The sequence below is a fragment of the Vibrio furnissii CIP 102972 genome, from assembly GCF_000176175.1.
Taxonomy (GTDB): Bacteria; Pseudomonadota; Gammaproteobacteria; order Enterobacterales; family Vibrionaceae; genus Vibrio; species Vibrio furnissii.
In genome coordinates this window covers 284,339-305,232 of sequence record NZ_ACZP01000013.1, presented here as the reverse complement: position 1 = coordinate 305,232, position 20,894 = coordinate 284,339, and the positions used below count along the sequence as shown (strand labels likewise).

At 49.4% G+C, this 20,894-nt stretch carries 17 protein-coding genes, 1 riboswitch and 1 other annotated feature; of the genes, 4 read left to right on the top strand and 13 right to left on the bottom strand.

The window, feature by feature from the left end; all coding sequences use genetic code 11:
- Positions 1–116: 116 nt before the first annotated feature.
- Entirely contained in the window at positions 117–2,063 is a 1,947-nt protein-coding gene (locus VFA_RS05425) for an FAD-dependent oxidoreductase (protein WP_004725406.1), read from the bottom strand.
- Positions 2,064–2,076: 13 nt separating this feature from the next.
- Positions 2,077–3,351: an L-lactate MFS transporter gene (locus VFA_RS05420; protein ID WP_081454427.1), complete on the bottom strand. Its 1,275-nt coding sequence runs from the start codon at positions 3,349–3,351 to the stop codon at positions 2,077–2,079.
- Positions 3,352–3,549: 198 nt separating this feature from the next.
- Between VFA_RS05420 and VFA_RS05415 the strand changes: the two genes are divergently transcribed.
- Positions 3,550–4,116, top strand: a complete 567-nt coding sequence (locus tag VFA_RS05415; protein WP_004725401.1) for a PadR family transcriptional regulator — start codon at positions 3,550–3,552, stop codon at positions 4,114–4,116.
- Between the two features lie 154 nt (positions 4,117–4,270).
- Here VFA_RS05415 and VFA_RS05410 read toward each other — a convergent pair whose 3' ends face one another.
- Positions 4,271–6,499 (bottom strand): NADP-dependent isocitrate dehydrogenase, encoded by a 2,229-nt coding sequence (locus VFA_RS05410; protein ID WP_004725399.1) that lies wholly within the window; start codon positions 6,497–6,499, stop codon positions 4,271–4,273.
- Between the two features lie 308 nt (positions 6,500–6,807).
- Between VFA_RS05410 and VFA_RS05405 the strand changes: the two genes are divergently transcribed.
- Entirely contained in the window at positions 6,808–7,500 is a 693-nt protein-coding gene (locus tag VFA_RS05405; protein ID WP_208760321.1) for a pseudouridine synthase, read from the top strand.
- Between the two features lie 49 nt (positions 7,501–7,549).
- On the opposite strand, the gene hisIE is transcribed toward VFA_RS05405, so the two are convergent.
- Genes hisIE through hisG form a run of 8 tightly spaced genes read right to left on the bottom strand, consistent with a single transcriptional unit; the run spans position 7,550 to position 14,694 of the window.
- The gene (gene hisIE / locus VFA_RS05400) at positions 7,550–8,179 is read right to left on the bottom strand and encodes a bifunctional phosphoribosyl-AMP cyclohydrolase/phosphoribosyl-ATP diphosphatase HisIE (protein WP_004725396.1); all 630 of its coding nucleotides are present in this window, start codon (positions 8,177–8,179) and stop codon (positions 7,550–7,552) included.
- The gene (gene hisF / locus VFA_RS05395; protein ID WP_004725394.1) at positions 8,176–8,949 is read right to left on the bottom strand and encodes an imidazole glycerol phosphate synthase subunit HisF; all 774 of its coding nucleotides are present in this window, start codon (positions 8,947–8,949) and stop codon (positions 8,176–8,178) included. The genes hisIE and hisF overlap by 4 nt, the downstream gene beginning before the upstream one ends.
- Entirely contained in the window at positions 8,931–9,668 is a 738-nt protein-coding gene (gene hisA, locus VFA_RS05390) for a 1-(5-phosphoribosyl)-5-[(5-phosphoribosylamino)methylideneamino]imidazole-4-carboxamide isomerase (protein ID WP_004725392.1), read from the bottom strand. Before hisA ends, hisF begins: the two co-directional genes overlap by 19 nt.
- Before the next feature lie 48 nt (positions 9,669–9,716).
- Positions 9,717–10,328: an imidazole glycerol phosphate synthase subunit HisH gene (hisH, locus tag VFA_RS05385; RefSeq protein ID WP_004725390.1), complete on the bottom strand. Its 612-nt coding sequence runs from the start codon at positions 10,326–10,328 to the stop codon at positions 9,717–9,719.
- On the bottom strand, positions 10,328–11,401 hold the full coding sequence (gene hisB, locus VFA_RS05380) for a bifunctional histidinol-phosphatase/imidazoleglycerol-phosphate dehydratase HisB (RefSeq protein WP_004725388.1): 1,074 nt from the start codon (positions 11,399–11,401) through the stop codon (positions 10,328–10,330). Before hisB ends, hisH begins: the two co-directional genes overlap by 1 nt.
- A 52-nt stretch (positions 11,402–11,453) precedes the next feature.
- Entirely contained in the window at positions 11,454–12,494 is a 1,041-nt protein-coding gene (gene hisC, locus VFA_RS05375) for a histidinol-phosphate transaminase (RefSeq protein WP_004725387.1), read from the bottom strand.
- Between the two features lie 5 nt (positions 12,495–12,499).
- Positions 12,500–13,792, bottom strand: a complete 1,293-nt coding sequence (hisD, locus tag VFA_RS05370) for a histidinol dehydrogenase (RefSeq protein WP_004725385.1) — start codon at positions 13,790–13,792, stop codon at positions 12,500–12,502.
- A 5-nt stretch (positions 13,793–13,797) separates the two neighbouring features.
- A complete protein-coding gene (gene hisG, locus VFA_RS05365) occupies positions 13,798–14,694 on the bottom strand; it encodes an ATP phosphoribosyltransferase (protein WP_004725383.1) in 897 nt (298 codons plus the stop codon).
- Between the two features lie 54 nt (positions 14,695–14,748).
- Positions 14,749–14,886: a sequence feature (His leader region), on the bottom strand.
- 384 nt (positions 14,887–15,270) lie between these two features.
- Here hisG and VFA_RS05360 point away from each other — a divergent pair.
- Positions 15,271–16,212: a sigma-54 interaction domain-containing protein gene (locus VFA_RS05360; protein ID WP_004725381.1), complete on the top strand. Its 942-nt coding sequence runs from the start codon at positions 15,271–15,273 to the stop codon at positions 16,210–16,212.
- Between the two features lie 42 nt (positions 16,213–16,254).
- Here VFA_RS05360 and VFA_RS05355 read toward each other — a convergent pair whose 3' ends face one another.
- Entirely contained in the window at positions 16,255–17,850 is a 1,596-nt protein-coding gene (locus tag VFA_RS05355; RefSeq protein ID WP_038151011.1) for a Na+/H+ antiporter NhaC family protein, read from the bottom strand.
- Between the two features lie 111 nt (positions 17,851–17,961).
- A riboswitch (Lysine riboswitch) is annotated at positions 17,962–18,144 on the bottom strand.
- Between the two features lie 410 nt (positions 18,145–18,554).
- On the opposite strand from VFA_RS05355, the gene VFA_RS05350 reads away from it, so the two are divergent.
- Entirely contained in the window at positions 18,555–18,959 is a 405-nt protein-coding gene (locus tag VFA_RS05350; protein ID WP_004725377.1) for an H-NS family histone-like protein, read from the top strand.
- 287 nt (positions 18,960–19,246) lie between these two features.
- On the opposite strand, the gene VFA_RS05345 is transcribed toward VFA_RS05350, so the two are convergent.
- Positions 19,247–20,551 (bottom strand): inosine/guanosine kinase, encoded by a 1,305-nt coding sequence (locus VFA_RS05345; protein ID WP_004725375.1) that lies wholly within the window; start codon positions 20,549–20,551, stop codon positions 19,247–19,249.
- Positions 20,552–20,894: the final 343 nt, after the last annotated feature.

Here is a 20,894-nt window from a genome sequence, read left to right as displayed (position 1 = left end):
AAAAAACGGTATTTGTACCGGAGTAACATGAGCCAACCCCCATTCGTCAAGTGGTCACTTTTCGTCAATTGGGTGTTGGCTCTTTGTTTTTGAATGAAACGCGAGGCGATCGTGCGTTAAATATCTAACGCAGCATGATGCCCTTGGTAAATCGCGGTAGTAATGGTCGAGACTTTCACGCAGTCGCCCACTTGCGCTACCAGCGGTGCGCAATCCCACAATTCATCCACACTCGCACGGCGAGAACGCTGACCTAGCGCGCAGATCACGCTGGACCCATCGATATGCACGGTTTCGCCATCCGCATTTTCACACACCACACCATCAGCACGCACTTCAACGGCTTTGTGATTTTTCAACACAGTAATGCCAGATTTTTCAATTTCAGCCAGCAACAACGGACGATGACGGATATTCGCATCAGGTGACAACTCGCTGTTCATTTCAATCAATGTCACGTTTTTGTGTTCACGCGCTAAGTGAATTGCAGCTTCACACCCCGCCAAGCCACCACCGAGCACGATCACGTCGTGACTGATGTCGTTGACGTGATGATGGTAGTCATTAATCAACACAGCGTTCTCTTTCAATCCACTGATCGGTGGCATAAACGGTGCGGAGCCGACCGCCAGAATAATGTGATCGGGTTGAATCGCATCAGCATAGGCTTTATCCACCATAGTGTTCAAACGAATGTCGACGCCAGCGTCTTCACACAGTTTGCCCAACGTGACACCCAGCTGGTACATCTCGTATTTGAAAGAAATGGCCTGTTCACCAATCAAGATGCCGCCCACTTCATCGCCCTTTTCACACAAAATAACGTCATGACCGCGTTTCGCAGCGGTTAGCGCGGCTTGCAGACCCGCAGGACCACCACCAACCACCAGCACTTTTTTCTTCGTTGCCGCTGGAACAATTTCCAATCCATCCAACTCACGACCGATAATTGGGTTCACGGTACAACGACGCGTCGCGGTTTGCGCGCGCTCGGCCATGCAAGTGAAACAACGCAGACAGCGCACAATGCGGTCATCTTGGTTAGTGATCACTTTCTTCGGCAATTCTGGGTCCGCCAACAGCGCTCGCGCCATTTCTACGATATCCGCTTTGCCGGAAGCGATGATCTCTTCCATTTGTGCTGGATCGTTCAAACCACCAATTGTTGCCACAGGCACAGACACCTGTTGTTTGATGGCTTCCGCCAGATACACGTTGCTGCCGTGTGGCAAGAACATGGATGGGTGAGTCACGCCAAAGCCACGTTGATACGTGCCTGCAGACACGTGTAGCAAATCGATACGACTTTCAATCAGCTTGGCAATTTCGATCCCTTCCGCTAAGTCGTAGCCCCCCTCAAATAGCTCTGAACCACTTAAGCGAAACTCAATAGGGAAACCCGGACCAACCGCCTTACGCACGCTGTCTAACACTTCTTGTGCAAAACGCACGCGGTTTTCGATGCTACCGCCGTATTTGTCGGTACGTTTGTTAAAGTAAGGCGACAGGAACTGGTTGATCAACCAACCATGGCCACCATGCACCATCACCATTTCAAAACCTGCGCGTTTGGCGAGCGCAGCTTTTTCGCCGTAGGCCGCAACGATGTCGTCAATCAGCGCTTGTGTCAGCTCTCGCACTTCACGACCATCAGGACGTGTGGTGTTACTTGGCCCCCATTGGCACAAGCCTTCTTTTTTGCTCTTGTCGGTGAGGTACGTCCCTGCGTATTGGCCGGAGTGAGACAGCTCCACGCTGGCAATCGCGCCATGGCGACGAATCGCATCCGCTGTGTATGTAAAGCTGGCAAGCGATCCCGGTGTTTGTAAATCTAGGTGGTACATGTGCGAGCCTTCGGTCTCTGGGTGAACCACCAATTCACTCACGGTGACACTCGACACGCCACCTTTGGCTCGGTTTTCATAAAACTTGGTTGATGCCGGGCCAATGGTGCAATCTGCAGTGATGTCGGTGCCGCCCATTGGCGCACCAAACATGCGGTTTCTAAAGTACACGTTACCAATTTTGATGGGTTTGCTGAGGTGTGGAAATTTTCTTTTCATAGCGATATGCCCGTTACAAATTTTTTGGATGCGCTTGCACAGTAAGCTTTTGATTTGAAGCTTGGTTCACCATGCGAAACACGAAAGATAGAATCAGACCAAGAACACTAAATGCGATACCAATTAAGAAGGCGTGGTCAAAGCTGCGGGTGGCGTTAAAGACGCTACGCATAATGGTTGGGCCACAGAAACCTGCGACAGCAAACCCGGTAAACATAATCCCAAAGTTCACGCTGTTGTTTTTGGGCCCAAATTGATCGGCAGTCAGGCCAGGGAAAACGCCCATAAAAGAGCCAAAACAGATTCCCACGATCGATAATCCGATGTAGAACTCTGTCACATCACCTTGGCCGGCGATGTACAGCAGATACAGGCCAATGATGGAGAGTAAACAGGTCAACGCTAAGGTATTGAGTCGGCCAATGCGGTCAGACAACACGCCAGCCAGCACGCGACCAGACACGTTGAAAAACGCCAAGGTCGAGACCGCGCCAGTCGCGGCTGCAACATCCATCCCAATCATGTTTTGTGCCATGGGGTAAGCCAGCGGTATGCACATCAATCCGGCAACTGCGCCAGACATCAATAAGCAGATCAGCACGTAGAAAGTTGGCGAGGCCAGCATCTCTTTCCAATCTTTGTTGACAATCGCAGGGGCACTCGCTGTGTGTTTTGGCGCCCAACCCGCCGGTTTGAATCCATCGGGACATTTGGTGATCACTAACCCGCTGGCGCAGACAATCACCGTAAATACGGCACCAATGATTTTGAATGCGGCAATGACGCCGAACGAAGAAATGATGACCGCGGCAATGGGTGGAATGATGACGGAACTGACGCCAAACAACGCGGTGGTTAAACCGCCCACAAGACCACGATGATCAGGGAAGAATTTGATGCTGGTGCTGATGGTTGCCCCGTACACCATGCCGAGTCCTAACCCGGTGACAATGCCATAACTCCACACCAAATGATTGAGTTGTGTGGCATAACCCGATAGGAACATGCCGCCGCCAAACAACAACCCACCGATGAAAATCACCAGTTTCGGGCCAAATGTGTCGTTAATTTTGCCGCCAGAAATCATGGTAATGGGGCCGACAGAGTTACACACAATAAACACAATGGCTAAGTCTGTCCCGGTTAACGTGATGCCATTGAGCGCCCCCAAGTATTGCGCCATGGGCGTTGAAAACACGCTCCATGCGTACATCGATCCAACGCATAAATTAATAAAACAGCAGGCCACTAAAATAGCCCAACGTTTTTGAGTATAGGCTTCGGTCATAACGCCTTCCCCTGAATCCTGTCGCCTCGGTACATGTTCATTCACCCCTCCAATCTCTCTTCAAATTCATATTTATTCGAAAACATGTAAATATTGACATGTTTGTATTGACTCATTCTTTGTTCGAAATCAGGTTTATTGTTCGATTTTGGGCGCTTTGATATGATTTGATGAAAATTGATCGACGAGAACGTACGAATGAGACTACTCAAATATGCCATTCTGGGGTTATTAAACCGTCATTCGATGACCGGATATGACATCGCAAAAGAGTTCAATTACGAATTAGCGGAGTTTTGGCACGCCAACCACAGCCAGATTTATACCGAGCTGAAGAAGCTGCATCAGGAAAAATTGGTGACGTTTGATATTGAGATCAGCGGCGATATTTTAGAGAAAAAGTCCTACACCATTACTGAAGAAGGTCGGGATCAGCTCATTCGCTGGTTACACAAAGATGAAATGATGGGGAAAACCGCGAAGGATGTGTTTCGCGTCCGGATGTATTTTTCCAATAACATCGATTTGACTAGCCGCGTTAAATTGCTCGAAAGCCAAAAGATGCAACACACCAAGCGCCTCAATGCGTTGAAAAAAACCTTGGAGCAATACCCGGATGTTCCGGCTCTCGACAGCGATCGATTTGGTGACTTCATCATTCTGGAAAACGCTATTATGCGCGAAGAGATGACCCTCGAATGGCTTAATAAAGTCATCGGGTATTGCGATTCAACCCCAGCGCCGCAATCCGCCGATGAAAACTAAGATGGAGACGATGAGGGTAATGAAGATGATGAAGATGAAATAGCGCCGAAAACACGCGCTTCCGCGCCCTCTCCTTTGCGCAAAAACTGACATAAAAAAACGGCCCATCTCAGGGCCGTTTTTATTGCTCGCTCGAGTCGACGAGAAACGAGACTTACGCGCGATCCACGATGTGGTTTAGCGTAGTACTCGGGCGCATCAGTGGCGCCACTTTCTCAAAGACTGGCAGGTAATACCCACCCAAATCACCCGCAACGCCTTGCGCGCTATTCAATTCAGCAACGATTGTCGCTTCGTTGGTTTTCAGCTGTTGTGCGATTGGGGCAAATTCCGCAGCCAGATCCGCATCTGCCGTCTGCTCTGCCAGAGCTTCCGCCCAATACATCGCGAGATAGAAGTGACTGCCACGGTTGTCCAGTTCACCCACTTTACGTGATGGTGACTTGTTGGTATCAAGGAATTTGCCCGTTGCTTTGTCCAATGCGTCCGCCAGAACCTGTGCTTTCGCATTGCCAGTCACCACGCTCAGGTGCTCCAGAGAAGCAGCCAGAGCCAGGAATTCACCCAGTGAGTCCCAACGCAGGTGGTTTTCTTTCTGAACTTGTTGAACGTGTTTTGGAGCCGAGCCGCCTGCGCCAGTCTCAAACAGACCACCACCATTCATCAGTGGCACGATAGACAGCATTTTCGCTGACGTACCCAGTTCCAGAATTGGGAACAAGTCAGTCAGGTAGTCACGCAGTACGTTACCCGTTACGGAGATCGTGTCCAGACCTTGCTTGATACGAACCAGTGAGAACTTCGTCGCTTCAACCGGAGACAGGATCTTGATGTCCAAACCAGCTGTGTCGTGCTCAGGCAGGTACTGGTTCACTTTCTTGATCAGCTCTGCATCGTGCGCGCGAGCTTCGTCCAGCCAGAATACCGCTGGCGCGCCAGATGCGCGAGCGCGAGTCACCGCCAATTTCACCCAATCTTGGATTGGCGCATCTTTCACCTGACACATACGGAAGATGTCGCCTGCTTCCACAGCTTGCTCAAGCAGAACATTGCCTTCAGCATCGACAACACGCACAGCGCCGTCTGCATCAAGGATGAACGTTTTATCGTGTGAGCCGTACTCTTCCGCTTTCTGAGCCATCAGACCCACGTTCGGTACGCTGCCCATGGTGGTTGGGTCAAACGCGCCGTTCTCTTTACAGAATTCGATCACCGCTTGGTAAACACCTGAATAACAACGATCTGGGATCATCGCTTTCGTATCTTTCTGTTTACCGTCTGGGCCCCACATTTGACCAGAAGAACGAATCATCGCAGGCATAGACGCATCAACGATAATGTCACTTGGGACATGCAGGTTGGTGATGCCACGGTCAGAATCAACCATCGCCAGTGGTGGTTGAGTGTTGTAAACCGCTTGAATCGCCGCTTCAATTTCAGTGCGCTGCGCTTCTGGCAGAGTCTGAATTTTCGCGTACACATCGCCCAAGCCGTTGTTCACGTCAACGCCCAGCTCTTCAAATACTTTACCGTATTTCGCAAACACGTCTTTGTAGTACACCTTCACCGCGTGACCAAAAATCACTGGATCAGACACTTTCATCATGGTCGCTTTCATGTGCAGCGACAGCAGAACGTTCTGCGCTTTCGCATCCGCGATTTCTTTTTCAAAGAATTCAACCAGTGCTTTTTTGCTGAGCACGCTGGTATCGATGATTTCTTTGTCTTGCAGGGCAAATGGTTTCTTCAGCACTTTGGTTGAGCCATCGTTGCCAACAAACTCAATTGAAACTTGCGTTGCACCGCTCAGCGTCACCGATTTTTCGCTGCCAAAGAAGTCTTTATCTTCCATGCTTGAAACATGTGATTGAGAGTCTTTGGACCATGCACCCATTGAGTGCGGGTTTTTCTTCGCATAGTTCTTCACTGATGCTGGCGCGCGACGGTCAGAGTTCCCTTCACGCAGCACGGGGTTTACGGCGCTACCTTTAATTTTGTCGTACGTTGCTTTGATCGCTTCTTCTTCGTACGTACTTGGTTCTTCAGGGTAGTTAGGTAGCGCGTAGCCTTTCTCTTGCAGCTCTTTGATCGCAGCTTTCAGCTGAGGAATCGAGGCAGAAATGTTTGGCAGTTTGATGATGTTTGCTTCTGGCGTCTGAGCCAATTCGCCCAGTTCAGCCAGTGCGTCACCAATGCGTTGTTCTTCTTTCAAATGCTCAGGGAAGTTGGCCAGAATGCGGCCTGCTAGTGAAATGTCACGCGTGTCAACGTTGATGCCTGACGATGCCGTGAAAGACTGAATGATTGGCAGCAATGAATACGTAGCCAGTGCCGGTGCTTCGTCAGTAATAGTGTAGATAATTGTAGGTTTTTCTGTAGGCATGAACTTTCCCTATGTGTTCTAACAGCACCATTGGATGAAACGGCACTGTGTGAATGTCCGTACTCAAGTAAGTATTACATCCTCAAACTTGCGCACGATAATCCCACTCTTTCAAGTCTCAGGTCGAACGACATTCATTGTGTTCGGTTTAGTCCGTGAGTGAAGGTAGTTATAATTAAACAAAAGCAAGATAATAGTCTATCATCTTGTTCGTTAATCCTGTTTTCGGGCGCGCAAATGATAGCCCAAAATCGTTCGCCAGAAAACTTTCAAACACAACTCATTCACATTTTTGCAAGGTACTTAACATGTCATCCCGCTCACCGCGAGCTGCATCCTCTTCTCCTCGTCCAGCAGGCAAACCTCATTTTAAACGGGCAAAACGCCCAAGTTCTGCACACTCAACTCAGCCTACATCCGCGTCGCGTTCACGGACTGACAAACCGAGAGTGTCACCTCAAGAACGTCAAGTGGTGATTTTTAACAAGCCCTTCGACACGCTGAGTCAGTTTACCGACGGGGATGGACGTAAAACGCTGGCCGACTTCATTCCAGTCAAAGAGGTGTATGCCGCCGGCCGCCTCGATCGCGACAGTGAAGGCCTGATGGTGTTGACCAACGATGGCATTCTGCAAGCCAAGCTGACCCAGCCGCAGTCCAAATCACCCAAAACCTATTGGGTGCAAGTGGAAGGCGCGCCTCAGGAAGCCGATCTCGACAAGCTCAGAAACGGGGTGGAATTGAAAGACGGCCCAACATTACCTGCCATCGTTGAAATCATGCCGGAACCCGAGGTGTGGGAACGTCATCCACCGGTGCGCTTTCGCGCCGCTATTCCGACCACCTGGCTCGCCATTACCATTATCGAAGGGCGCAACCGCCAAGTACGCCGTATGACGGCCAATATCGGCTTCCCGACCCTGCGTCTGATTCGTTATTCAATGGGTGACATTGTTTTGGGCGATCTACAGCCCGGAGAATGGAAACACATTGAGATTTAATGTCCGACGTCTCATAAAAAACGCCCCAATTCGGGGCGTTTTTTTGTGTTTACTTGTGACGTTCTTTGAGCTTATCAATCACATCGCTCATCGATAACCCTTGGTCTTGTAGTAAAACCAACAGGTGATAGATCAAATCCGCCGATTCGCAAATCAACTCCGCCTTATCGCCCGACGTCGCCGCAAGCGCGACTTCAACGCCTTCTTCGCCCACTTTCTGCGAAATGCGTTTGGTGCCACGCGCATAAAGGCTAGCGGTGTAAGAGGATTCTGGGTCGGCACTCTTGCGGGCAGCCAGTAGCTGCTCAAGTTGATGAAGCCACACCATTTGCGACTCCTCTTGTGCGTCACCATCCCAGCACGTCGTTGTCCCCGTGTGGCACGTTGGGCCAATTGGATTCACTTTGACCAGCAACGTATCTTGGTCGCAATCAAGCGCGATGTTTTTCAGTTCAAGCACATTGCCCGATGTCTCGCCTTTGGTCCAAAGGCGCTGTTTGGTGCGCGAGAAAAACGTCACTTGATTGGTTGCTATCGTTTTCGCCAGCGCATCTTGGTTCATGTAGCCCATCATCAACACTTGGCTGGATGAGAAATCTTGAACGATCGCCGGTACCAGACCATCGACCTTGTCCCAATTAATGCGGTCTGAGAGCGCTGTCATTACTGCTTGGCTCATCCTCTTACCTCGATCTGTTGTTGTTTTAGATAGTGTTTGAGTTCACCGATATTGATGATTTGCTTGTGAAATACCGATGCCGCTAGCGCGCCGTCGACATTCGCCAACTTGAACGCATCCGCAAAGTGTTCCATCGCGCCTGCACCGCCCGAAGCAATCAGCGGCACTTTACAGACTGCACGCACCATATTGAGCTGCTCTAAGTCGTAGCCATTTCGCACGCCATCTTGGTTCATCATATTTAGCACGATTTCACCTGCACCACGCTTTTGCACTTCTTGCACCCAATCTTTGGTTTCCCATTGAGTGGCTTTGGTGCGCGCTTCATCACCGGTAAACTGGTAAACCTGATATTTGCCCGTCTCTTTGTCGTAATAGGAATCGATGCCGACGACAATACATTGAACACCAAATTTATCCGCTAAATCAGTAATGAGCTGCGGATTGGCCAGCGCGGGAGAGTTGATGGAGACTTTGTCAGCACCAAACTCCAGAATGCGCGCCGCGTCATCCGCGGATTTAATACCACCCGCCACGCAGAACGGAATATCGATCACTTCTGCAACGCGAGCCACCCAGCTCTTATCCACCACTCGGCCATCGCTTGATGCGGTGATATCGTAAAACACCAGCTCATCAGCACCTTCTTCTGCGTAACGTTTTGCCAGCGGTACGATGTCACCGATGATTTCGTGGTTACGAAACTGAACGCCCTTCACCACCTGTCCATCACGGACATCAAGACACGGAATTATGCGTTTTGCCAACATGCGAATGCCTCCTCAGCAGTGAATTTGCCATCCAGCAACGCGCGGCCAACAATAACGCCTGCCACGCCAGTGTCTTTTAACGCTTCGATATCCGCTAAGCTGCCAATGCCACCGGATGACTGGAATTGCACTTGTGGGTACTGCTTGCACAAGTCGACATACAAGTCCACGTTGGAACCGGCCAACGTGCCGTCGCGTGAAATATCGGTACACAGAACGTGTTTGAGCCCAACGGTCAGGTAGTCCTCAATCAGCGCTTCAATGGTCACGCCTGAATCTTCCTGCCAACCGGAGATAGCGACTCTGCGGACACCGCTGTCATCGATGTTGATGTCGAGTGCGAGCACGATTTTCTCCGCGCCGTATTTGCTCATCCAGCCTTTCACCAGCTCCGGCTGCTTAACCGCTGTGGAGCCGACAACCACCCGTTGCGCACCTGCTTCCAGCAGGTCAATCACATCTTGTTCGCTGCGCACACCGCCGCCAATTTGAATATTGGCTGGCGTACTCGCCAAGAGCTTGGCAATTAAGTCCAGCTGGCGCGCAGAGGTGTCTTTCGCACCCGTTAAATCCACCAAGTGCAGCCAGTTCGCCCCCGCTTGGTGATACAGGTTGAACTGCGCTGCCGGGTCTACTTTGTATTCGGTCACTTGGCCATAATCGCCTTGATAAAGGCGGACGACCTGACCTTCAATTAAATCTAATGCGGGAATGATCATTCTAAATCCTTATGCCGGCCTGACGACAAGGTCGCCAGGTGCCAATCCTTACAGTTCCAAAAAGTTTCGAATCAGTTGAGAGCCCGCTTTTGAAGAGCGCTCTGGGTGAAACTGCACACCGTAGTAGTTGCCGTTTTGAATCGCAGCGCTGAAGGGCTGACCGTATTCACATTGCGCAATGGTGTAATCGCCAACCGGCATGGCAAAGCTGTGAACAAAGTAAAAATACTCTCCCTCTTCGATGCCTTTGAACAGCGGATTGCCAGCGTTGGCCGACACGGTATTCCACCCCATGTGCGGCAGCGGCAAGTCACCGGTTTGCATCAGACGTACTTCGCCACTGACAAGACCAAGACAGTCGACAATCTCATCGGCTTTCTGGCCTTTTTCTTCCGACAGTTTGCCCATCAGCTGCATGCCAAGACAAATCCCCAGCATCGGTTTTTCAACTTTCTTGACCAGCTCAATCAGGTTGCGCTGCTCAAGGTTTTTCATCGCTTCGCTGGCCGTACCGACGCCGGGAAGGAACAGTTTGTCTGCCGCGAGTACCACTTCTGGGTCTTTCGAAATCGACACGTCGTAGCCCAAACGTTCAATGGCAAACTTCACTGAAGAGACATTGGCACAACCGGTATCAATAATGACAACTTTCTGGTTCATTACAGCACCCCTTTACTGCTCGGCAGTTCATTGCCCTGCACCTGAATGGCTTGGCGCAGCGTGCGGCCAAAGGCTTTAAACAAGCTTTCGATGATGTGGTGATCGTTCTCGCCCGCTGACGACAGGTGCAGCGTACATGCCAGCGTGTCGGTTAAAGAGCGGAAGAAGTGATACACCATTTCCGTCGACAGATCGCCAACTTGCGGGCGGCTGAAATCTGCGTCGAACTTCAGATACGGGCGACCCGATAAGTCCAGCGCGCATTGCGCCAAACATTCATCCATTGGCAGGGTGAAGCCAAAGCGACCGATGCCGCGTTTGTCACCCAGTGCTTCTTTCAGAGCTTGACCCAGCGCCAATGCGGTATCTTCTACCGTGTGGTGGTCGTCGATGTGCAAATCGCCCACGACTTTCAGTTTGAGTTGGAAACCGCCATGGGTTGCGATTTGATCCAGCATGTGGTCAAAGAAGCCCAAACCTGTCTCGATTTGATTGCCACCAGTTTCATCCAAATTCACCGCGACCAGAATATCGGTCTCTTTGGTTTTACGAACTACTTCTGCTGTGCGCGCTTTGACGGTCAGATCTTTCACAATCTCGCGCCAGCCCATGGTTTGCGGATGATATTGAATGCCGCGAATCGCCATATTTTCGGCCAGTTGCAGATCGGTCATGCGATCGCCAATCACCACGGAGTGTTTGAAATCGACTTTGCCGCCTTGCAGATACGCTTTCACCATGCCCAATTTAGGTTTGCGGCATGAACAGTTGTCTTTTTCAAAGTGTGGGCAGATCAGCACGTCATCAAATTTCACGCCCTGAGATTCGAAAATCTCCATCATCATGTTGTGGGGCGCATCGAAGTCTTCTTGTGGGTAGCTGTCGGTCCCCAAACCGTCTTGATTGGTCACCATGACCAAACGGTAGCCCGCATCCTGCAGCGTCAAAAGACTCGGAATCACATACGGTTCAAGTTTGAGTTTGTCTAAACGGTCAACTTGAAAATCGACGGGCGGCTCAACAATTAAGGTGCCATCACGGTCGATAAAAAGAATTTTCTGTTGGTTGCTCACGGGAATGTCCTTTTCTTAAGGCAGCGGCTCGCGCTGCCTGTCATCACAGTAATTACTGGTAATAGTTACGAATAAACGCGACGGTTTTCTCGCACTCTTCGCGGTTGCCCACAGAAACTCGTACGCAGTTTTCAATCGGTGAATTACGCAAAATAATGCCGTGTTCCCACGCCGCTTTGAACAACGCATCGCCATCTGGGAATTTCACCAATAAGTAGTTGCCCCAACCTTCAAACACTTGCAGACCTTCAATCATCTGCAAACCGACTTGCAGATAGGCGCGGTTGGCATTGAGATCCAACACTTGGAATTTCGCTCGCGCCAAACCGGCTTCAGACAACGCTTGTACCGCAATGTCTGCCACCGGCACCGGCACGGGATAAGGGGCAATCACTTTCAGCAAAACGTTGATGAGATCGTCGTTTGCCAGCGTGAAACCACAGCGCAATCCTGCCAGCGCAAACGCTTTCGACAGTGTGCGCAAAATCGCCAAGTTCGAATATTTGGCCAGTAAGTCAACGGTGGACGCCTCTGGGCAGAAGTCGATGTACGCTTCATCCATCACCACAATGGCGCGGTCTTTGGTCATCTCCAATAACGCGATGATATCTTCGCGTTTCACCAGATTTCCGGTCGGGTTGTTTGGACTGCACACAAACACCAATTTCACGTTGTCGAGATTGGCTTCGATGCTTGGTAGATCCAATTGCCAATCTTGGGTGAGTGGCACTTTTTTGCGTTCGACCCCAAAGGTTTCCGCACTGATGGCGTACATGCCATACGTCGGCGGGCAGAACAGAATCGCATCTTCATTCGGCTCACAGAAAGCGCGAATTAAGAGTTCAATCCCTTCGTCCGCACCACGTGAAGTCAACACTTGCTCCGGTTGCACACCGGCATAGCTAGCATACGCTTGAATCAGCGCTTTGGGCTGGCAATCGCTGTAACGATTTAGGCGAGTAAAGTCCGTTTTGTATTCATTATCAAACGGTGATTCATTGGCATTCAACCACACATCACCACTGCCACCGATACGGCGGGCAGACAGATAAGGCGTCAGTCCTTGAACTTGTTTACGTGCGAGTTTTTCCATGATGATTAAGCCTTCTGTAACTTTTCAACCCGAATGGTCACCGCACGTTTATGCGCATCCAGACCTTCGGCGTTCGCCATTGCCACAACGGTTGGCGCCAAGGTTTGCAGCCCTTCTGCGCTCAACTCTTGCACCGTCATTCGCTTGCTAAAATCTGCTAATCCTAAGCTGGAATAGGTACGGGTGTACCCATACGTCGGCAGCACGTGGTTGGTGCCGGACGCGTAATCCCCCACCGATTCTGGCGACCAGTCGCCCAAAAAGATGGATCCTGCATTATCGAGCAGTGGCACTAATTCACGTGGATTTTTGGTTTGCACAATCAGGTGCTCAGGGCCGTAATAGTTCGAAATCGCGACAGCCTGCGTTAACGATTCCGAAATAATAATCAGGCTCGACGCCAACGCTTTTTCAGCGATCCCCGCGCGTGACAGCGCTTTCAGCTGTTTTTGCACTGCGTCGGTGACTTGGTCTGCAATCACCGGCGATGGTGTCACTAACACTACTTGAGAATCCGGGCCGTGTTCTGCTTGGCTGAGCAAATCTGCGGCAATAAAATCTGGGTCCGCAGTGTCGTCAGCAATGACCAGCACTTCTGATGGGCCAGCTGGCATATCAATCGCAGCGCCACGAAAGTCGTTGCTCACCTGACGTTTAGCTTCGGTGACGTAAGCGTTACCCGGGCCGAAAATTTTATCCACTTTCGCCACGGTTTCCGTGCCGTACGCCATCGCAGCAATCGCCTGACCACCGCCAACGTTATACACTTCATCAATCTTACACAGCTTCGCCACATACAGAATTTCATCAGCAATCGGTGGCGGCGAGCACAACACCACTTGGCGACAGCCCGCAATTTGCGCAGGAACACCCAACATCAACACCGTCGATGGCAGTGGCGCACTGCCACCGGGAATATAAAGGCCCACTTTATTGATCGCGCGCGTGACTTGCTCACACACCACACCCGGCATCGTTTCAACTTTGATCGGCTGCGGTTTCTGCGCTTTGTGGAATTTTGCGATGTTGGTGTAAGCCTGCTCTAGCGCTTGCTTCATCTCGTCGCTCAACCGTGCAGACGCCGCATCAATTTCGTCTTGAGTGACACGAATCGATTCTGGCGTCACGCGGTCAAACTTCGCCGTTAATGCCAATAACGCGGCATCGCCTTCAGCACGGACTTTCGCAATCACTTCCGAGACCGCCGCAGTAATATTGGCACCCTCTGCAATCGCTGGACGTTCCAGAATGGAGTCCTGCTGTGTCTCACTCAATGATTGCCAAACAACAGTTCTCATGGCGATTACTCCATAATCTTTTCGATCGGTAGAACAAGAATAGAACTCGCGCCCAATGCTTTCAGTTGTTCCATGGTTTCCCAGAACAAGTTTTCTGAGCTCACCATGTGCACGGCCACTTTGGTTTTATCCGCAGAAAGCGGCAGAACCGTTGGGTCTTCAGCGCCCGGCAGTAGTGACTTCACTTGTGCCAATTTATCCACTGGTGCGTGCAGCATGATGTATTTAGATTCTTTTGCTTGTTGGACACCTTGCATACGTGCCAGTAGTTTGCCAATCAGGGCCACTTTATCCGCTGCAAAATCGCCGCCACGCTGAATCAAAACCGCTTTTGATTGATAAATCACTTCAACTTCTTTCAGGCCATTGGCCTCTAGCGTTGCGCCGGTAGAAACTAAGTCAGCAATCGCATCCGCCAAGCCCGCGCGCGGCGCCACTTCTACCGAACCGGTGAGCATACAGGTGGTGAAATCAATGCCTTGTTCGTCCATGTAGGCTTTTAGCAGTTGGGGATACGTGGTTGCGATGCGCTTACCGCGCAAATCTTGAGGGCCGTTGTAACGTTCTTCTTTATCGATCGCGATGGAGAGACGGCATCCGCCAAAGTCCATACGACGCAGCGACACAAACTCACTGGCTTGGTTCAGCGCCACACGGTCAAGACGTGCTTCTTCCAACACGTTCTCGCCGACAAAGCCTAAATCAACAACGCCATCCATGATCAAACCTGGAATGTCATCATCACGAACCAGCAACAGGTCAATTGGCATATTTAGTGAATGAACCACCAATCGTTCACCCATGATATTGAATTTCACACCACATTTTTTCAAAAGCTCCTGACACTCTTTACTCAGGCGACCTTTCTTTTGAACTGCGATTCTTAGGCGTTGTGTCTGCATTACATTCTTCCTTTGCAAATTATTGAATTTATTTCAGATTTATGAAAACCAAATAGTAAAAAACCCTCGAGAGATTGGTCTCCCGAGGGTCTGAAATCTTAAAATACTTTTCATGTAACCACCGGGAGAGTCCTGCCTCCCGGGTATGCGTACATCTCCCGAAAGACAACTTAGGGATGATGGTGATGATGAATGTTCATGACAAAATTACGCATACTTAACAACTTTTCGTTGGTTAACTGGATTGCTTTCAACACTAACGAAGCTGACGAAAATTTGCAACCGCTAATTTAATTTTTTTTCACCTTTTGTTTTCGTGGCCCAACGCCCGTGTATTCGGGCATTCACAATCATGACTCAGCGCGCCAATCCGACCTCTGTTTTGCCTGCTGATCTCCCCTCATACATCGTGTTGATATCCGCGGCGAACGCTAAAAAACCAACATGCACAGTGATGAATTTCACATAAAAATGCGCCATCCGGATGACATTCTTAAAAATAAGACAACTCAATTCCCCCAACGGGTTTGTGAACCGCTACGGTTAAAGAGTCATTCTGTTGCCTTGGTATACCTCGTGAACCCTCAAGCCGATTCTGTTGACACCTCGGCCTTCCACACGCTGGAGTTAATTGGCGAAAGTTCCAGCATGGCCGACGTCCGTCACAAGATAGTCAAATACGCAAGCAGCGACGCTGAAGTGCTCATTCAAGGAGAAACCGGGGTCGGCAAAGGGCTATGCGCCAAACTGATTCATCAGCTCTCCTCACGACGAGAATCCCCCTTTATTGAAGTCAACTGTGGCTCGATTGCCAGCGGCCTGATTGCCTCGGAATTATTCGGCCACCAAAAAGGCGCCTTCACGGGCGCAATCGCCGATCACATCGGTTATATTCAGCGCTCGAATCAGGGGACGCTGTTTCTCGACGAAATTGGTGATATGCCCACCGACCTGCAAATTCATCTGTTGCACTTTCTCGAATCGAAAAAGATGCAGCGTTTGGGCTCCGACAGCAGCGTCAGCGTCAACTGCCGAATTATTGCAGCCAGCCACGTCGACTTAAAACAAGACATTATTCAGGGCGGATTTCGGGAAGATTTGTATTATCGCCTCAATATTTTACCGCTATTTATTCCCCCGCTTCGCGAACGAAAAACCGATATTCCGGGGTATGCTCACTACTTTCTCAACGTGTTAAGTGACGGTAAAAGGAAACACTTAACCAAACCGGTGTTGGATTATCTCAGTCGCCACTCATGGCCCGGTAACGTACGTGAGCTGCGCAACGTGATTCAGCGAGCCATCATTATGTGTGGCGACAAAAATATAGCCATTGCCGACCTCGGGTTGGAGCTGGCGGATCGGCAAATGCTTCCCGCCTTTGACACCATCGATTCAGATTATTTGTTGCAGGTGATTGGCGAGCATAAACATAACATGAGTGCGGCAGCCCGTTATTTGGGTATTTCCCGTACCACCTTATATCGATTGCTCAAAAAGTACGATTTGCAGAAATAAAAAAGCCCCGCCGAAGCGGAGCTTTGTCAATCAATCAAGGCGTTAAGCAGTTTCGCACTTTGACATCTTCGCTTTTGACAAGCTGATGAAAGCAAAACATACCGCAATAAAGGCCGCCGTAGCCGCTGCGAATGACAGCGCCAGAGAATCCGTCATACCTAGGACCACGAAACCAATCGCAGATACACCCGCAACCGCCAAAGAGTATGGCAGCTGTGTCGATACGTGATCAATGTGGCAACAACGCGCACCAGTAGAAGACAGGATCGTTGTGTCTGAGATAGGTGAACAGTGGTCGCCGAATACAGAACCCGCCAGTACAGCACTCAGCATGGGTAACATCAGCGCGATATCAGTCGCACCGGCCATGTCACCAGCGATTGGCAGCATGATGCCGAAGGTGCCCCAAGAGGTACCGGTTGAGAACGCCATAATCCCTGACAGTGCAAAGAGGATGACAGGTAACCAGTGCGGGTTAATACTGCCCTGCACCAACGACGAAAGGTATGCGCCCGTTTTCATGTCACCAATCACGGCACCGATCGTCCACGCAAAGACCAGAATCAGAATCGCGCCAAACATGGATTTTGCGCCAACCCACAATGTTTTTGCAATTTCTGTCATCGCAATGCGTTGTTTCAGTACGGTATAAAGCGCCACCGCCAAGCCAACCAGACCACCGTAAATCAGGGATGTACCCACGTCGGTATTTTCAAATGCACCCAGCAGGTTAAACGCAATGCCATCATCAGCCAGCGATTGACCACCGGTGTAGAGCATCGCGCCAATGGTTGCGACAATCAACAAGACGATCGGCAGGATCAAGTCCGACACTTTGCCGTGCTCGCTTTCGCGAATATCCAACTCTTCATTGAGATCGTGAGCCACTTCTGAATCGTTGTCGCCATCAAAGCCACGGCCTTGAGACGCGTTGATTTCATGTTGACGCATTGGACCAATGTCCATTTGGAACCACACAACCGCAAACACCATCAACAAAGCGAAAATAGCGTAGAAGTTCATCGGAACCAAACGCAGGTACGCGCCCAGTGGCGAGTAATCCGTAATACCGTGTGACACCAAAATGCCACCGATAATGGTCATAATGTAGGCACCCCAGCTAGACGCTGGCATCACCACGCACATTGGCGCAGCCGTTGAATCCAGAATGTAAGCCAGTTTCGCACGGGAGACATAGAAGCGATCCGTCACAGGACGGGCAATCGAACCCACGGCGAGGCTATTAAAGTAATCGTCAACAAAGATGAATACGCCAAGGAAAGCAGCCAGCAGCTTCGAGCCACGTTTGCTCTTCACGCGAACTTGCGCCCATTCGGCAAAAGCACGCGTACCGCCTGATAGCGTCAGCAGCGCGGTCATCATGCCCAAGAGCAACAGGAAGCCAACGATACTCATGTTCCACGTGTTCAGGCCACCGTCTTCAATAAAGACATTCGACACTTTGGTACCGACGTAGCTTAATGCGCCACCCACGGAGTAATCGGCAAGAAGTAATGCACCAAGTAAAATACCGACACCCAAGGATACCAATACTTTGCGGGTAATAATCGCTAGGCTAAGAGCCACCAACGGCGGCAAGATAGACAAAGGAGAGGAAGCAAAATCAATTAAATTCATGATCTTCAAAAACCAGTAATAAATGGCTAGAGATCTACTGCAGACAAACCACGCAACGCAGTACGCAATTTATGTTGAACTAAGCGAAAGGGAAGCGAACACTTCACCCAACCCTACAGTAGCGCTCCATAGTTTAACAAAATATAGACTATGGCAGTGTTGGCGCTATTCGCGAACAACCCCAGCCAGCCGCTTTGATGTGCAAACTGACTTCGGCGATATAGCCTTTCTTCATGGTTCATTGGCATCACCCCAACCATGAATACTATTCGATACCGCGCCTCTACATCGAAAGTAGGACAATACGCTACGGCTGACTGCAATCAGCTGATGCCCACGTCGTACTTCGCATTAGGTGCGAGCTATTGTACTTATCGAGATTGTCAATGCAACATATCCTGTTACTTTAATTCGCCGACACAAGGTCACACTGAAGAGGCAGGCATTGATACTCATTTCATATAACTATGCAATAAATATCACGAACAACATATATAAAGACACACCAAACGTGCATCAATTTAACCAAACGGCCAATAAAACCATAATTAACTTATGGATGAATTCGTCACACAATAATAACCAATGTCATTTAATTCGCTTATATTGAATATTTTCAATATTATTTCACTTTCAATGTTGCCAGAATAAATTACTGGGTTTAGTATTGAACTGTTAATTATTCTATTTTATAGGAAACGGTAATGTCGGAAGTTACGAAAACTCTGTTGAATATTCGCAGCCTACGTGCTTATGCTCGCGAATTGACTCTGGAGCAGCTAGAAGAAGCTCTGGATAAATTAACAATCGTTGTTCAAGAACGTAAAGAATCTGAAGAAGAAGAGCGCGCAGAACGCGAAGCGCAAGAAGCTAAATTAGCAGCGATCGCGGAACAAATTGCAAAAGACGGCATTGACGTTGATGCACTGATTACTGCCCTTGCTGGCGAAACAAAAACAAAAGTAAAAGGCAAACGCGCGCCTCGTCCTGCGAAATACAAATACATGGACAACGGTGTAGAGAAAACTTGGACTGGTCAAGGTCGTACACCTTCTGTTATCCAAAAAGCACTGGATGAAGGCAAATCTCTTGAAGAGTTCGCGCTATAACGCATGTTAAGCAAACGAATGAAAAAAGGCTCCGAAAGGAGCCTTTTTTATTAATCGCAGAAATAAATAACCGTGGATGTTGTAGCAAATCGATATACTCCCAATTGATGATCATCTCATTGTGTATACTGACTTACATGTTGCATTATTCTGACACATTTCTACATTTTCTATATGTAAATTTCTACATCAACAAATTTCAACGCATAGCATACGCTAATTATTACCAATCATTGGCCAATAAAAAAACGCCACCCTTTGGAGTGACGTTTTTAAATAACAACTGATTAGCGTTCCCAGTAGGCTTCTTCCAAGCTGTCTTCCCGCTCAGGCAAACCACGCGACAAACGTGGTGAATGTTGAACCAATACCTCATAACTCACGCGGTTTGAATATTTACAAACCTGAGAAAATGAAGAATAAGTTAGAAACTCGTGCTGGTGTTTACTGGAATTCGGTACGTTTTCTTTGTGGTATTTATTCGCTGCCATATCGTGCAACAGTGCCGACAAAGCCGCATCGCCCGCACCATTGGTATTTTTAATCTTCTCAGGGCCGCCCATGTAAGGCGCAATATGAGAATACACACGCACGGGGTTGATGCAGCTCGCTTTGCTCGCCGGACGGCTAAATTCAAAACGGTTGAATTCTGGAATCGAGCCCGGTAGCAGCGGCAGAGAGGTTTCACGTTTCACGGTATCTTCAGTATAACCGGCCATGAACAGCCCCACAGGACCTGCAGTACACAGCACCAAGTCCACCCAATCCAACGCTTTGTTCGACGCCGCCAGTGGGTCGCGCTCGCCGGTTAACGCTTCTGCTTCATCTTCGTTCATTGCGACAACCGTGACATGGTCACGCAGGAATTCCTGCCAGAAAGTTGGATCGTCTTGAATCACGAACTTGGTGCCCAAAGTCAGCACCACAGGCACATCGTATTTCTTGGCAAATTCGATCGCGCGCATGGTGGCATCCGGCATTGGGTCGCCAGCTTTACAACGCACTAAATAAGCGGTGATCACCAAAGCCGAGGCACTTTGGAAAATCTTCTCAGGAATATTTTCCGGGCTTAGCTGGTTCATCTGACCTTCGCTAATCGCAAATGTCCGTTCGCCATCTTCAGTGATCAATGCAAAACAGCGGCCAATGGCACCGTCCACACCTTGCAGATAATTCAGATCCATACGGCTGGAGGTATTACACAGATAACGGTAACCGTAGCTGCCGATTTTAATGTCCTGACTCATCACCCCTAATAAGGTCGAACGGTCATCTGCCAGAACCGAATAGTTGTGCAGCGTGTTTCCGATGGTGCCACCGGCATATTCATTGGTGATCAGTTTTTCAGACTTTAATTCGTTGTATAACGCTTCCGCGGCGTCATCATTAATGACCAGCGAATGTCCTTTACTCAAACCATAACGCTCAATCAAGTCGGTATCGACTTTCGCTTCAATATCCACCAAAGTTTGGTCGATACCAATAATATGAGTGCGCGACATCTTTTTGCTTTCTTGTGCTTGAATCACAAGAGGGTCACGCGCGTGTACAGGAAAATAGTGCTTTGATTTGCGTTGGCCAGGAAATTTCATAACGTCAATTTGGGCTTGGAATGAAAGGATGCGGGATTCTACCTTGCACCCTATACGGCGGCAACTCACACAATTATAGCAAACGATTGCAAAGCGGATATTTTTATCAGCATGATAAATAAGAACGATTACATCATGCATCGTTATTAATATGGCCTCATTTGCCCTTTAGTTTTCACCGTTGCAACATCGCATCATTTCAAGGTTCAGCATCCCCCTCACCTGTTTCGGTGATTTCTGCTCAACGGTTGTTGATTATTTCACCGCTGACGTAAACTCCAGCAAATAACACGGCAAGGAAGTGTGATTGCGGTCGCGGATCTGTCCTCAAAAAAATCTTTCT

Excerpts from the sequence above, each read along its gene's own strand:
- VFA_RS05355 (WP_038151011.1), bottom strand. The coding sequence starts at position 17,850 with ATGAATTTAATTGATTTTGCTTCCTCTCCTTTGTCTATCTTGCCGCCG.
- hisC (WP_004725387.1), bottom strand. The coding sequence starts at position 12,494 with ATGGAAAAACTCGCACGTAAACAAGTTCAAGGACTGACGCCTTATCTG.
- VFA_RS05345 (WP_004725375.1), bottom strand. The coding sequence starts at position 20,551 with ATGAAATTTCCTGGCCAACGCAAATCAAAGCACTATTTTCCTGTACAC.
- VFA_RS05410 (WP_004725399.1), bottom strand. The coding sequence starts at position 6,499 with ATGCCTACAGAAAAACCTACAATTATCTACACTATTACTGACGAAGCA.
- hisD (WP_004725385.1), bottom strand. The coding sequence starts at position 13,792 with ATGAGAACTGTTGTTTGGCAATCATTGAGTGAGACACAGCAGGACTCC.
- VFA_RS05420 (WP_081454427.1), bottom strand. The coding sequence starts at position 3,351 with ATGACCGAAGCCTATACTCAAAAACGTTGGGCTATTTTAGTGGCCTGC.
- VFA_RS05415 (WP_004725401.1), top strand. The coding sequence starts at position 3,550 with ATGAGACTACTCAAATATGCCATTCTGGGGTTATTAAACCGTCATTCG.
- VFA_RS05350 (WP_004725377.1), top strand. The coding sequence starts at position 18,555 with ATGTCGGAAGTTACGAAAACTCTGTTGAATATTCGCAGCCTACGTGCT.
- hisG (WP_004725383.1), bottom strand. The coding sequence starts at position 14,694 with ATGCAGACACAACGCCTAAGAATCGCAGTTCAAAAGAAAGGTCGCCTG.
- VFA_RS05425 (WP_004725406.1), bottom strand. The coding sequence starts at position 2,063 with ATGAAAAGAAAATTTCCACACCTCAGCAAACCCATCAAAATTGGTAAC.
- hisA (WP_004725392.1), bottom strand. The coding sequence starts at position 9,668 with ATGATCATTCCCGCATTAGATTTAATTGAAGGTCAGGTCGTCCGCCTT.
- hisH (WP_004725390.1), bottom strand. The coding sequence starts at position 10,328 with ATGAACCAGAAAGTTGTCATTATTGATACCGGTTGTGCCAATGTCTCT.
- hisIE (WP_004725396.1), bottom strand. The coding sequence starts at position 8,179 with ATGAGCCAAGCAGTAATGACAGCGCTCTCAGACCGCATTAATTGGGAC.
- hisF (WP_004725394.1), bottom strand. The coding sequence starts at position 8,949 with ATGTTGGCAAAACGCATAATTCCGTGTCTTGATGTCCGTGATGGACAG.
- VFA_RS05405 (WP_208760321.1), top strand. The coding sequence starts at position 6,808 with ATGTCATCCCGCTCACCGCGAGCTGCATCCTCTTCTCCTCGTCCAGCA.